General features: G+C 71.1%; 9 protein-coding genes. 5 read left to right on the forward strand and 4 right to left on the reverse strand.

Going from position 1 to position 13679, the window contains the following annotated elements:
- The first annotated feature begins 36 nt into the window (after positions 1–36).
- Complete coding sequence (locus RHM57_RS03995) at positions 37–684, forward strand: general stress protein (protein WP_134449549.1); 648 nt, start codon at positions 37–39, stop codon at positions 682–684.
- A 101-nt stretch (positions 685–785) separates the two neighbouring features.
- Here RHM57_RS03995 and RHM57_RS04000 read toward each other — a convergent pair whose 3' ends face one another.
- Positions 786–2333 (reverse strand): aminopeptidase P family protein, encoded by a 1548-nt coding sequence (locus RHM57_RS04000; RefSeq protein ID WP_174774611.1) that lies wholly within the window; start codon positions 2331–2333, stop codon positions 786–788.
- A 105-nt stretch (positions 2334–2438) separates the two neighbouring features.
- Here RHM57_RS04000 and RHM57_RS04005 point away from each other — a divergent pair, with 105 nt between their 5' ends.
- Positions 2439–3308 (forward strand): PHP domain-containing protein, encoded by an 870-nt coding sequence (locus tag RHM57_RS04005; protein WP_134449551.1) that lies wholly within the window; start codon positions 2439–2441, stop codon positions 3306–3308.
- 171 nt (positions 3309–3479) lie between these two features.
- Here the strand turns inward: RHM57_RS04005 and RHM57_RS04010 are convergent, their stop codons facing one another.
- Positions 3480–5009: a DEAD/DEAH box helicase gene (locus RHM57_RS04010; RefSeq protein WP_134449552.1), complete on the reverse strand. Its 1530-nt coding sequence runs from the start codon at positions 5007–5009 to the stop codon at positions 3480–3482.
- 186 nt (positions 5010–5195) lie between these two features.
- Here RHM57_RS04010 and RHM57_RS04015 point away from each other — a divergent pair, with 186 nt between their 5' ends.
- A complete protein-coding gene (locus RHM57_RS04015; RefSeq protein ID WP_134449553.1) occupies positions 5196–5942 on the forward strand; it encodes a ferritin-like fold-containing protein in 747 nt (248 codons plus the stop codon).
- Between the two features lie 104 nt (positions 5943–6046).
- Here RHM57_RS04015 and RHM57_RS04020 read toward each other — a convergent pair whose 3' ends face one another.
- Positions 6047–6355: a hypothetical protein gene (locus RHM57_RS04020; protein ID WP_134449554.1), complete on the reverse strand. Its 309-nt coding sequence runs from the start codon at positions 6353–6355 to the stop codon at positions 6047–6049.
- Between the two features lie 7 nt (positions 6356–6362).
- The gene (locus tag RHM57_RS04025) at positions 6363–6587 is read right to left on the reverse strand and encodes a DUF3107 domain-containing protein (protein ID WP_134449555.1); all 225 of its coding nucleotides are present in this window, start codon (positions 6585–6587) and stop codon (positions 6363–6365) included.
- A gap of 98 nt (positions 6588–6685) precedes the next feature.
- Here RHM57_RS04025 and RHM57_RS04030 point away from each other — a divergent pair, with 98 nt between their 5' ends.
- The gene (locus tag RHM57_RS04030) at positions 6686–10111 is read left to right on the forward strand and encodes an ATP-dependent helicase (RefSeq protein WP_322140717.1); all 3426 of its coding nucleotides are present in this window, start codon (positions 6686–6688) and stop codon (positions 10109–10111) included.
- Positions 10108–13608 carry an ATP-dependent DNA helicase gene (locus RHM57_RS04035; protein WP_322189596.1) on the forward strand — a complete coding sequence of 1167 codons (3501 nt, stop codon included), beginning with the start codon at positions 10108–10110 and terminating at the stop codon, positions 13606–13608. Before RHM57_RS04030 ends, RHM57_RS04035 begins: the two co-directional genes overlap by 4 nt.
- The last annotated feature ends 71 nt before the right edge of the window (positions 13609–13679 follow it).

Here is a 13679-nt window from a genome sequence, read left to right on the forward strand (position 1 = left end):
CTGCGGCCCTTCGGCGTGCTGTGGAAGAATGGCGGCATGAGCAATCAGAACCCTTTTGGCAATCGCGGTCCGGCCCTGTTCCCCGTTTTACCCAAGGGCGAGGTGCTCGCGACCTATGAGACGTATGCCGAGGCGCAGGCCGCAGTCGACACCCTGGCGAAGGCTGATTTCCCGGTCAAGCAGCTCTCAATCGTCGGCAACGACCTCAAGACCGTCGAGCGAGTCACCGGGAAATTGACCTGGGGACGCGTCGCCCTCGCCGGTGCGGCCTCCGGCGCCTGGCTCGGAATCTTCTTCGGCCTGTTGTTCTTCATCTTCTCGCCGACCGGGGCTGGACTGCCCTTCGTCCTCGCTGCGGTGCTGATGGGCGCCGGATTCGGGATGCTGTTCGGTGTTGTGAGCTACGCGCTCAACCGCAGGCGCCGTGACTTCACCTCGACGATGCAGGTGATGGCGAGCAACTACCAGATCATCGTCGAGGCCGCGCTCGTGAACAAGGCGCGCAACCTCCTGCACGGCACAGTGGAACCCGTCGCGGTCAGGTCCGTCGATCCGGAGCCTGCCCAGCCGGAGCCCACGGCCCCGGCGGCCCGTCCGGACCAGCCTGCCCCGCCGTACGGCCAGTTCGCCCCTCCGGCGGTCACGCCCGCCCCGGAAGCCTCGCCCACCGCATCCACCGACTAGCCGCAGCTCCACAGCCCACGCAGGCTCGCGAAGGCGGGTGAATCGTCGGTTTGACCTCGTGAGAACGACGATTCACCCGCTTTCGCGGCGGGTGAGGCGGGTCAGGCGGTGAGAGAGGCGATCCAGGCCTCGACGTCGTCGGCGGTGCGGGGGATGCCGACGGACAGGTTTTCGGCGCCCGTCGCCGTGATCAGCACGTCGTCCTCGATGCGGACACCGATGCCGCGGAACTCGAACGGCACGGTGAGGTCGTCCGGCTGGAAGTACAGGCCCGGTTCGATCGTGAAGATCATCCCGGCCTCGATCACGCCGTCCAGGTACATGTCGCGCCTGGCCTGGGCGCAGTCGTGCACGTCGATGCCGAGGTGATGGCTCGTGCCGTGCACCATGTACCGGCGGTGCTGCCCGTTCTCCGGCTTGAGCGCCTCCTCGGCGGTGACAGGGAGCATGCCCCACTCCGCGGTCCGGCGGGCGATGACCGCCATGGCTGCGGCGTGCACCTCACGGAAGATCGCGCCGGGCCTGGCCACGGCGAACGCGGCATCCGCTGCCTCGCGCACGGCCTCATACACGCGACGCTGCACGGGGGAGAAGGTGCCGTCGACGGGGAGGGTGCGGGTGACGTCAGCGGTGTAATAGCTGTCGACCTCGATACCCGCATCGAGCAGGATCAGGTCGCCCGGGTTGAGCGGGCCGTCGTTGCGAGTCCAGTGCAGGATGCACGCGTGCGGGCCGGAGGCCGCGATCGTGTCGTACCCGACCGCGTTCCCGTCGGAGCGGGCGCGGGTGTTGAAGACGCCCTCGACGAGGCGTTCGCCGCGTTCGTGGGCGCTCGACCGGGGCAGGTCGCGAATGACGTCCTCGAAGCCCCGCCCGGTGGCCGCGATCGCGAGGCGCATCTGGGCGATCTCGTAGGAGTCCTTCACGAGGCGCAGCTCGGACAGGTCGCGGGCGAAACGGTCGTCCGTTTCGTGCTCGCCGTTGACCTCGAGGCTGAACGGAGTGTTCGTGGCGTTGTCGCCGAGCACCTTGTCCGCGGCGAAGCGGAGGCGGCCCTCGTCGACGGCCACGGTGAACGCCGGGTCTGCCTCGCGGATGACGAGCGTCTCGGAGTCGACGACCGTGAGCACAGAGTCGAGGTCGGCGATCCCGCGCACGGTGATGGCGAGGTCGCTCGCCACCTGGGCGATGGAGGGGCGCGGGCCGATCCAGAACTCGCCGATGTCCGCGTTGGCGTAGAACTCGTCGGAGTCGCGTCCGGCGCGCTCACGGAAGTACAGCGTCGCGTCGTGCCCGGTCGTCGTCGGCTCGAGCACGAGCACGGCTCCGGGCTCGGCGTCGCTGCCCCAGCCGGTGAGGTGCGAGAAGGCGGAGTGGGCGCGGAAGGCGTAGTCGGTGTCGTTCGAGCGCTGCTTGAGGCGGCCGGCCGGAACGATGAGGCGCTGCCCCGGGTACATCGCGGACACGCGAGCACGCCGTGCCGCTGCGAACGGCGCCTGCTCGCGGGCCGGCGGAAGCGTGTCGACGCGCTCGGCCCAGCCGCTGGAGATGTAGGACTTGAAGCCGTCCGACCCCGGCGTCGTCGAACGGTTCTCGTTCGGGCGGGGCTTGGCGGTGACGGTGGGCACGGTTTCGGTGGAATTGGCCATGGCCCCATTGTCCCATTGCCCGCTGGATCTTCGGCGAGAGCCGCCGGGGCGAGGGGAGGGCGGGCACCGGGCGGTGGGCGGTCCCTGCGCAACTAGCATGGGGTCATGGCAGGCGAACGGCAATTCAGGGGTCCCATCGACCTGCACGCGCACTCGAGCGTTTCAGACGGCACGGAGACCCCCTCCCAGCTGGTGCGGGCCGCTTCCGCCGCTGGTCTCGGCACCGTCGCGCTGACCGACCACGACTCCACGGCAGGCTGGCACGAGGCGGCCGCAGCTGCCCGCACCGCGGGCATCACGCTCATTCCCGGAATGGAATTCAGTACTCGGGTGTCGTCTGCGAGCGTGCACCTGCTGGCATATCTTTTCGACCCTTCGGACGCCGGAATCGTCGCGGAGACAGCGCGGGTGCGGCAGGCCCGCCTCGTCCGCGCCGAGGAGATGGTCGAGAGGATCGGTGTCGACTACGCCCTCACCTGGGATGACGTTCTCGCGCAGACCACACCGGATGCCACGGTAGGCCGCCCGCACATCGCCGACGCCCTGGTCGCCCGGGGCTTCGCCCTCACTCGGAGCGAGGCCTTCGCGGGCATCCTGCACTGGGAATCCGGCTACTACCAGCCGCACTACGCCCCCGACCTGCTGCGCGCCGTCGGCCTCGTCGTCGCGGCGGGGGGAGTGCCGGTCATCGCGCACCCCGCGACCCGCGGAGCGGGCGACGTCATCCCGGAGGCCAGGCTCGCCCGCCTCGTCGAGGCGGGGCTTTTCGGGCTCGAACTCGAGCACCGCGAGAACAAGACGGCCGCGAAGGCGCGGCTCTATTCGCTCGCGACCAAGTACGGTCTCGTCGTCACGGGGTCGAGCGACTACCACGGCGAGGGCAAACCGAACCGTCTCGGGGAGAACACCACGACGCCCGAGGTGCTCGACCGCATCCTGCAGCAGGCGACCGGCTCGGAGCCCGTCTTCGCCTAGGGCCCCGCGAGGTGTCGCAGATCGAGGTTCGCGCGCTGCGGGAACCTCGATCTGCGACACCTCAGCGAGCTACCCGCCGCGGATGCTGTCGGTCGCGGCACGCAGAAGGGCGCGCCCGCAGAAGCGGGCGCGCCCTTCTCTGTCGAAAGTGGCGGCTGGAGGCCGGAGCGGCTAGTTGACGCCGCCGGCCGCGGGAGCCGAGCGACGCGAACGGCTGCGTCGGCGCGGTGCGCTGTTGCCGTCGTGGTGCTGGGCTCCGCCGCCGTCGTGGGTGCCCGCTGCGGGGGTCACAGCAGGGGCGTCGGGGTTGGTGGACTGGCTGACACGGGTGCGGGTGCGTGCTGCACCGGAACGGCCGGCGTCTGCGGTGCGACCCGAATCCGAGCGTGCCCCGTCTCCGCCGCGGCCCGATCCGCCGGAGCGGCCGGCGCCGCCGGTGCGCCCGGCGCCACCGGAGCGACCGTCCGAACGGCCGGAGTCGGAGTGACCGCTTCCCGCGGCGTGCTCGCGCACGGGCGAGATGCGCAGGCGCCCCTTCGAGCCGACCGGGATGTTGAGGTCGGAGTACAGGTGCGGTGAGGACGAGTACGTTTCGACGGGGACCGGAACGCCGAAGTCGAGTGCGGTGTTGATCAGCGTCCACTTGTGCATGTCGTCCCAGTCGACGAACGTGACCGCGATGCCGGTCTTGCCCGCGCGCCCGGTGCGCCCGACGCGGTGCAGGTACGCCTTCTCGTCCTCGGGGATGGTGTGGTTGATCACGTGGGTGACGTCGTCGACGTCGATTCCGCGAGCGGCGACATCCGTTGCGATCAGGATGTCCTTCTTGCCTGCCTTGAACGCGGCCATGGCGCGTTCGCGCTGGTCCTGGTTGAGGTCGCCGTGGACGGCGGTCGCGTTGAAGCCGCGGTCGCCGAGTTCCTCGACGAGCTTGGCGGCCGCGCGCTTGGTGCGGGTGAAGATCACGGTCTTGCCGCGGCCCTCCGCCATCAGGATGCGGCCGATGACCTCGTCCTTGTCCATGCTGTGGGCACGGTAGACGATGTGCTGGATGTTGGCCTGCATGAGGCCTTCGTCGGGCTCCTGCGCGCGGATGTGGATGGGCCGGTTCATGAACCGGCGGGCGAGGGCCACGATCGGGCCGGGCATCGTCGCGGAGAAGAGCATGGTGTGCCTGGTCGACGGCGTCTGGGCGAAGAGCCGCTCGATGTCGGACAGGAAGCCGAGGTCGAGCATCTTGTCCGCCTCGTCGAGGACCATCTCGCGCACGTTGGCGAGGCTGAGCAGGTGCTGGCTCGCGAGGTCGAGCAGGCGGCCGGGGGTGCCGACGACGATCTGGGCGCCGGCCTTGAGCTGCTCGATCTGGCCCTCGTACGCCTTGCCGCCGTAGATGGACACGATCTTGGTGTTGCGGTTCTGCGAGGCCATCTCGAGGTCCTCGCTGACCTGCACACACAGTTCGCGGGTCGGGACGACCACGAGCGCCTGCACGCCGGGCTCGGGGTCGAGTCCGAGACGCTGGATGAGGGGGAGGCCGAAGCCGAGGGTCTTGCCGGTGCCGGTCTTGGCCTGGCCGATGATGTCCTGCCCGCTCATCGCGAGCGGGATGGTCTGGAGCTGGATTGGGAACGGCTCGAGGATGCCTTTGCTGGCGAGAGCGTCAACCAGGTCCTGGTCGATATTGAGTTCGGAGAAAGTCACGAAAGTTTGCCTGTCATTAGCTGGAAACGAAAGATGCGCCCGTCTTCTGCCTCGGGCACCAGCCACCGATCCACGCCGATGGCTTGTCTCACCTTACCGGGAGCTGTCTGGGAAGCAGCCGAAGCCACGCGGGCGCGGTCGGTGTCGGGCCGCGCGGATGCCGCAGCTCTGTCCTAAGCTGGGCTGGTGTTCTCCTGGTTTGATGGGCGCGCCAAGCGCGTCGAGATTATCCCCCGGCTCACCACCCGGGGGGAACGTCCATCGACCACGAAAGTGGACATCAAGGACCTCACCCCCGAACTGCTCCCGTTCCTGGGCCAGTCCGCATACTTCGAGCTCGGCGTCTTCGAGAGCCTCGCCCGCGCCGTCGCGATCGCGCCGGACCTCGCCGCCAAGCAGGCGCTCAGCACCGCCGCTGGGCGCGCGCTCTCCAAGCACCAGGGCCTCGTCGCCGAGATCCGCCGTCGCGGAGCGGAACCCGCCGACGTGATGGCGCCGTTCGTACCGGCCCTCGACGCCTTCCGTGCCGAGATCAGCGGCGCCGACTGGACCGAGCTGCTGCTGAGCTGCTACCTCGCCGGGGGCCTGCTCGACGACTTCTTCATCCGGCTCTCCGACGGGCTGCCCGGTGAGGTCGGCCCGCGGGTCGCGCACCTTCTCGGCGAGGATGCCGGGACCGCGATCCTCGCGACCCAGCTCGCGGCCGCGATCGCAGCGGATGCGCCGCTCGCCTCGCACCTGGCCCTCTGGGGCCGCCGGCTGGTCGGGGACACCCTGCTCATCGCCCGCTCCGCGCTCGCGTTCGCGGGCACGCCTGACCCGTCCGGCGTCGTTCTGGCAGCCGGTCCCACCGAGGAGCGCATCGAGCCGGTCTTCACCGAACTGATCGCCGCGCACACCCGGCGAATGGACGGCCTCGGCCTCACCGCCTGAGCATGCGGCGATGAACCCGCGTTCGAGCGCGGGCGGTTCGCCGCTGCGCGGGTGGCGCACCGCACGCGCAACGGCGGAACACTCGCGCTCGGCGCGAGGGAAGCCTAGGCGCGGCCCGGGCGACCGGTGCGCATCAGCTCGTGCAGCATCCGTGCGTCACCGTCGACGCGTGAGCGCGCGAGGGTCGTGCCTGCCGCGACGGATGCCCCGCCGGCGATGATGAGGGTGGCCCACCAGATCCAGCCACCGTCCCAGGCCCAGCCGAACCACGTGAGTGCGACCCAGACGACCATGGCGACGATCGTGCCGATCGCGGGCAGCAGCACGGCACCGTGGTTCGTGCGCCCGGGCAGCGCGTACCGTGCCGCGAGGCCGAGGACGGCCCCGCCGAGCGCGGCGAAGAGGAGTTCCATGCCGGTGTTACGCGACGAAACCGACGCGACGGGACTCCTCGGAGCCCAGCTCGACGTAGGCGAGGCCGATCGTCGGGACGATGAACACCCGGCCCTTGCTGTCGGCGAGCTTGAGGTACCCGGTCGAACCGGAGAGGGCGGCTGCTACCGCTTCCTCGACCTCGGTCGCGGCCTGCGACGTCTCGAAGCTGATCTCACGGGGAGAGTTGAAGATGCCAATGCGGATATCCACCAGATGCGCCTTTCGTTGCCTAAGCGCCCAGATTACGACAGAACGGCGGGGCAGCCGGACAACGTTCACTGTCGGCGCAACCCGCTAGCTTTGAAAACGTGACCAGCCCCGGAATTCCGACCCTCGACCGCGACGTTTCCGCGCCTCCCTTCCCCCTCGACGGTTCCCAGCGGGCTGCCCTCGAGCTGGCCGACGGGGTCTCCGCCGCGCTCATCGGCGCCCCGGGCACCGGGAAGACCACGACCCTCATCGAGCTCCTCGCCGAACGCGTCCTCGAGCGCGGGTACGCGCCGGGGGAGGTCCTCCTGCTCGTGCCGACCCGGGCGGGCGCCACCGTGCTGCGTGACCGGCTTGCGCTCCGCCTCGGCGTTCCGACCAACGGCCCGCTCGCCCGCACGGCGAACTCCGTCGCGTTCGAACTCGTGCGCGGAGCGGAGGCCGCGGCCGGCGGACCGGCGCCGACGCTGCTCACCGGTGGCGAGCAGGACCAGATCATCGCCGAACTCCTCCAGGGCGACCTTGACGACGGCAACCCCGTCGATGGCAGCGGCGACTTCGGCGGCGTGCGCGACCGTGACGGGGTCCGTGACGGCGACGGGGCGGGTCCGTCCGGCCCGGCCTGGCCGCCCACCCTCGACGCGGGCGTGCGCCGGCTGCGCGGGTTCCGCACCGAACTGCGCAACCTGATGATGCGGGCCGTGGAATACGGGATCACCCCCACCCGCCTCGTCGAGCTCGGTGCAGCGACCGACCGCCCGGAATGGATCGCGGCTGCCCGGTTCATCCGCGGCTACGACGAGGTCAAAGACCAGAGCCGGCCCGGCCAGTACGATTCCACCGAGCTCGCCGGCTTCGCCGCGGCCGTCGTCGCCGCAGCGGCTCCCGGGTCCGCGGGAGCCGCGACCCTCGGCACCCTTGCAGGCCTCCGCCTCATCGTCGTCGACGACGCCCAGGAACTGAACAGGGCCACCCTCACCCTGCTCGCCCAGTTCGCGGCGCGCGGCGTCGCGATCGTGGCGGCAGGCGACCCCGACATCACGACCGGCTCGTTCAACGGCGCCCACGCGGATGCCCTCGGCAGGCTCGCCGACTACCTCGCTCCGGGCGCACCACGCGTCACGACCCTCGTGCTCGACACCGTCTACCGGCATGGACCCGCCATCCGGGGCGTCGTGCGGGAGATCACCCACCGGATCGGGACCGCGTCCGCGGGCACCCAACGCCGGGCCGGGAGCGTCGAGTCCCCGTCCGACGTGCCCTCAGTCGAGTCCGGCACCGCAGACCCAGGAGCCGCAGAGTCGGGCGTCGCAAAGTCCGGCACCGACGCGGCCGGCACCGAAGCATCCGCCGCCTCTGTCGAAACCCTCCTCGCGGCGAGCCCCGCCGACCAGCTCGCGCTCATCGCCGGGCGGCTGAGGGAACGGCATGTGCTCGACGGAGTGCCGTGGGGCCGCATGGCCGTGGTCGCGCGGAGCGGTTCGGCCATCCCGGCACTCGCCCGCGGCCTCGCGGCCCTCGAGGTGCCCACCCAGGTGCCCTCAGCGCAGACCGCCCTCCGCGACGAATGGGCGGTGCGTGCGTTCATCCTCGCCCTCGACGTCACTCTCGGCCGCCGTCCCCTCGACGCCGAAGCGGCGACCGAACTCCTGCGCGGCCCCCTCGGTGGCCTCGACCCGATCACCCTGCGGCGCCTCCGCGCGGCGCTGCGCCAACAGGAACTCGGCCAACAGGAACTCGGCAAACAGGAGCCCGGCGAGCCGGCAACCGGCGCGACCCCGAGCGCCGCCCGTACCCGCAGTGCCGACGAGCTTCTCGCCGCCGTGTTCGCGACGCCGTCGCTGTTGTCGGCGATCGACAACCGCACCGCCCGCCGCGCGGCGAGTTGCGCGGAGAGCCTGCTCGCCGCATCCGTCGAATACGAGGCGGGGGCCACCATCGAGGAACTGCTCTGGGGCCTCTGGCAGCGCAGCGGCCTCGCCAGGGAATGGCTCGAGCAGTCCACCGGAATCGGCATCATCGCCGACGAGGCCAACCACAACCTCGACGCCGTCGTAGCCCTGTTCTCCGCAGCGCAACGCTACGTCGAACGCACCCCGGCGGCCCCGCCGGTGCTCTTCCTCGAACACCTCGTCGACACCGACGTCCCAGAGGACACCCTCGCCCCCCGCGCCCTCGGGGACGCCGTCACCGTCTCGACCCCGAACGGGCTGATCGGCCGCGAGTTCGACCTCGTCGTGATCGCGAACGTGCAGCAGAACGTCTGGCCGGACCTGCGCATCCGCGGCTCGCTGCTCGGTTCGGGCGATCTCGCCGCCCTCGCTTCCGGACGCGACCCCCGAGGCGGCGACGCGCGCACCGAGGTCCTGCACGACGAGCTGCGCATGTTCGCCCAGGCCGCGAGCCGGGCCCGGAGCGAACTCCTCGTCACGGCCGTCGACAACGAGGAGAACGAACCGTCGGTGTTCCTCAAGCTGCTGCCGCGGCCGACCCCGCCGGCCGGGGCTGACGGCACCGATCCCGCCGGGCGCTACCCGGTGTCACTCCGCGGTCTCGTCGGCCGGTTGCGCCGCGACCTCACCAGGGGCGTCGCGGCGGGCGCCCTGTCCGAACACCCCGAACGGTCGGAGCGCGCAACGGATGCCGCGGCAACCCTCGCGAGGCTCGCCGCGGCAGCCGTGCCCGGTGCTGACCCCGGCCAGTGGTACGGCCTCGCGGGCCCCAGCACGCTACAACCCCTCAACGACCCAACGGCCGGTGACGAGCCGGTGCGGGTCTCCCCGTCGAAGATGGCCGCTGTCGAGACCTGCCCGCTGCACTGGGCGATCGGCCGGCTCGGCGGCGGCAGCTCGAACACGGCCGCGAACCTCGGCACGATCATCCACGCGGTCATGGAGGAGTCGACCGACCGCCAGCCAGAAGCACTGTGGCAGGCGGTCGACGAGCGCTGGGGCGAGCTCCGCTTCGACGCGGAGTGGCAGTCCGAGGTGCAGCGCGCCGACGCGCGCGTCCTCACCGACCGGCTCGCCTCCTACCTGCTCGACTTCGAACACGCCGGCGGCGAACTCCTGAGCGCCGAGGGCAGCTTCGGGTTCGACGTCGACGGCGCGTGGCTCACCGGCACCGTCGACCGGGTCGAACGCCTCGCCGACGGCAGCGCCGTCATCGTCGATCTCAAGACCGGGCGCGGAGACCCCGTGAGCGACGCGGGCGTGGCGGAACACCCGCAGCTCGGCGCCTACCAGCTCGCCTTCCAGGAAGGCCAGATCGAGGGCGTCCCCGCCGGGACGCCCCTCGCGGGAGCCCGCCTCGTAATCGTCTCCTCCGGCACAGCTAAGCAGAACTACCGCAACCCCACCCAGACCACCTTCACCGCGGAACAGCTCCTCGCCTTCCGCACCAGGGTGGGTGCCGACGCGGCGCTGATGGGCGGGGCGACCTTCGTCGCCGAGCTCGCCACACACTGCCTCGACCCGCGCTCGCACGGGGCCTGCCGCATCCACATCATCGGGCAGGTCAGCTCGTGAGGCAGAACGGAACGCCCGTGCCGCACGACCCGCATCGTCCGCAGAACCCGGTCAGCGCCCTCGAGATCGCCGGCACGCTCGGCATGTTCCCGCCCACCCCGGAACAGCAGGCGGTGATCGAGGCCCCGCTCGCGCCGACCCTCGTCGTGGCCGGAGCCGGCAGCGGCAAGACCGAGACCATGGCCAACCGGGTGCTCTGGCTGCTCGCCAACGGCCTCGCCCGCCCAGACCAGGTCCTCGGCCTCACCTTCACCCGCAAGGCGGCCGGCGAACTCGCCGAGCGCATCGGCGACCGCATCGCGCAGCTCGACGCCAACGGACTGCTGCCCGCGCCGACTCCGGCCGCGGGCGCAGAGACCACCGGCGAGCTCGTCGACTCCGGCCTGTTCAACACCCCGACCGTGTCGACGTACAACTCCTTCGCGAGCCGTCTCTTCACCGACAACGCCCTCCTGCTCGGCCGCGAACCCGAGTCCGTCCTGCTCACCGAGACGAGCGCGTGGCTGCTCGCCCGCCGTGTCGTGATCGAACACGGCGACCACAGGCTCGTGCCCTGGGGCAAGAGCCTCGACGCCGTGACGGATGCCGTGCTCCGGTTCAGCCGCCTGCTCGCCGAGAACCCGCCTCCCCTTACAACGGGCCTGGCAACGACCGGCCTGGCAACGACCGGCCCGGCAGGCGCCCCCGGCCGCGCCGGGCACGATCTCGCCGGCCTCGCCGCCGGCTTCGCCTACCTCGAAGACCTTCCATACGGCAACCCGCGCAAGAAGGTCCCGTACACCTCCGTCGTCGACTCACTCGCCGCGGTCGGGCCGCTGCCCGTGCTCGCCGAACTCGCCGACTGGTACGACCGGGAGAAGCGCCGGCTCGGCCTGATCGAATTCTCCGACCAGGTCGCCCTCGCCCTGCAGGTGAGCCAGCGGGTTCCGCGGGTCGTCGCGGGGTACCGCGAACAGTACCGGGTGGTGCTGCTCGACGAGTACCAGGACACCTCCGTGCTCCAGACCGAACTCCTGCACACCCTCTTCGCCAGGCATCCGGTGATGGCCGTCGGCGACCCGCACCAGTCCATCTACGGCTGGCGCGGTGCGAGCTCCGCGAACCTGCTCGCCTTCTCCGCCGACTTCGACCCCGACGCCCGCTCGGAACGCCGGGTCACCCCGTCCATGTCGCTCTCCTTCACCTGGCGCAACCCCCGGTCGGTCCTCGACGCCGCGAACACGCTCGTCGCCCCGCTCAGCGAGGCCCTGCGCCGCCGGACGGACGGCATCCAGGTCGAGACGCTCAAGGTGCCGGACGGCACCCGGCCCGGCGCTGTCTCCGCACAGCTCGCCGAGACGGCCACCGACGAGGCCCAGGCCGTCGCCAGCTGGTTCGCCGCCCGGCTCGGCGCCGGCAGCGACAAGTCCGGCGCCATCCTCTTCCGCGCCCGGCGCGACATGGACTTCTTCGCCGGGGTCCTCCGCGCGAACGGCGTCCGCGCCCACGTGCTCGGCCTCGGCGGGCTGCTCTCCACCCCGGAAGTCACCGACGTCGTCAGCGTGCTCAGGGTCGTGCACGATCCCTCGGCGGGAAGCGAACTCGTCCGGTTGCTGAGTGGTGCCCGGTTCCAGGTCGGCCCGCGCGACCTGCAGCACCTCGCGGCCGTCTCGCGCTGGCTCGCCGCCCACGACTGGGCGCAGAAGGCCGTCAGCCGGGAGCTCACGGAGAAGCTCCGTGCGTCCGTCGCCGACGACGAGGGGGCCTCCCTCGTCGACGCCCTCGACTTCGCCGCGGCGGCGCCGCCCGGTCACGGCCAGCTCGCCGGCTTCACCGACACCGGCCGTGAGCGGCTGCGCGCAGCAGGCAAGCTGCTGGCCTGGTTGCGCTCGCGGGCCGGTCTTCCGCTGCTCGACTTCGTGCGCCTAGTCGAACAGGAGCTCCTCCTCGACGTCGAACTCGTCGCGAACGAGAACAACAGCCTCGGCCTCGCGAACCTTTACTCCTTCCACGACACCATCTCCGACTTCCTCGCGAGTGACGAGCTCGGCACCGCCGCGAGCTTCCTGCGCTGGCTCGGCCGGGCCGAACTCGCCGACGACAGGGGACCGCGCGCCGAGGTGGCCGAACAGGGCACCGTGCAACTCCTCACCATCCATGGCGCGAAGGGCCTCGAGTGGGACTACGTCGCGATCCCGAACCTCACAGACAAGAGCCTGCCGGCCCCCGCGCGCGAGGTCACCGGCTGGATCCGCTTCGGCGAGCTGCCGTACCCGTTCCGCGGCGACCACGCCGAACTGCCCCAGCTCGACTGGACCGGCCACGACAGCCAGCTGTCCTACGACCTCGCCTTCCAGGCGTACAAGGCGGACCTCGCCGGCCGCCACGACGACGAGGAACGCCGGCTGATCTACGTCGCCACCACCCGGGCCAGGCACGAACTCCTGCTGACCGGTTCGTTCTGGGGCTCTGGCTCGACCGTGCGCACCCCGAGCCGCTACCTCGTCGAGCTCGCGGAGGCCGGCCTCATCGACCCCCTGCCAGAGGAAAGCGCCAACGCCGAGAAACCGGCCCCGGAGGACGGCCTCACGCCGGCCTGGCCCTTCGACCCGCTCGGCACCCGCCGGGCCGTCGTCGAAGAGGCCGCTTCCGGGGTGCGCGCCGCAGCGAACGATCCGGACGCCCTGGCCCGCGAGACACGCTGGTCCCACGTCGTGACCCTGCTGCTCGAGGAACGCGCCCTCCGCCTGGGCGCAGGCACGGTCGCACCGCTGCCCGCCCGCATCCCCGCCTCGCGGTTCAAGGACTACGTCGACGATCCCGCCGGGGTCGCCGCACAGGTGCGCCGCCCCATGCCCGAGCGGCCGTACCGGGCCACCCGGCTCGGCACCCTCTTCCACTCCTGGGTCGAGCGACGGGCCGGCGGCCTCCTCGGCGGCGACCGGATCGACGCCGGGCTCTTCGAAGCAGACACCGACACGGATGCCGACGCCTTCGAACTCGACCTCGACCAGAACCAGCCGCTCGAGCAGGCCCAGCTCGAACGCCTCCAGGCGACCTTCGAACGGTCGCCCTGGGCCGGCCTCAAACCGGAGGAGGTCGAAATCGAGATCCATTACGTGCTCGCCGGCCAGGTCTTCATCTGCAAGCTCGACGCGGTGTACCGCACAGGGACGGGCTACCAGGTCGTGGACTGGAAGACGGGCCGGGCGCCGAAGAACGCAGCGGACCTCGAACTCAAGCAGACGCAGCTCGCGCTCTACCGCCTCGCGTACGCGACCTGGAAGGGGATCGACCCTGACGAGGTCGACGCGGTGTTCTATTTCGTCGCCGACGACACCGTGGTCGCCCCCGAGCGGCTCTACTCCGAGGCGGACCTCGTGGCGGCGTGGTCCTCGGTCGTGTCCCGCACCTCGGCGCCGGTGCCGGTGTCCGTGCCGTCGCCCACGACGTCGATCGCGCCGGTGGTGTCCGGTTCGTCGGCGAACTCGCCGGTCTCGAAGTCGGACAGCGTGTAGGCATCCGTGTGCATCGCGGCGGCCGGCGCGCGCTTCACCGCGGCGTACGGGGTCGCGGCGAGCAGGCTCTC

It is taken from the genome of Cryobacterium sp. 10S3, from assembly GCF_034344045.1.
In the GTDB taxonomy this organism is placed as follows: domain Bacteria; phylum Actinomycetota; class Actinomycetes; order Actinomycetales; family Microbacteriaceae; genus Cryobacterium; species Cryobacterium glucosi.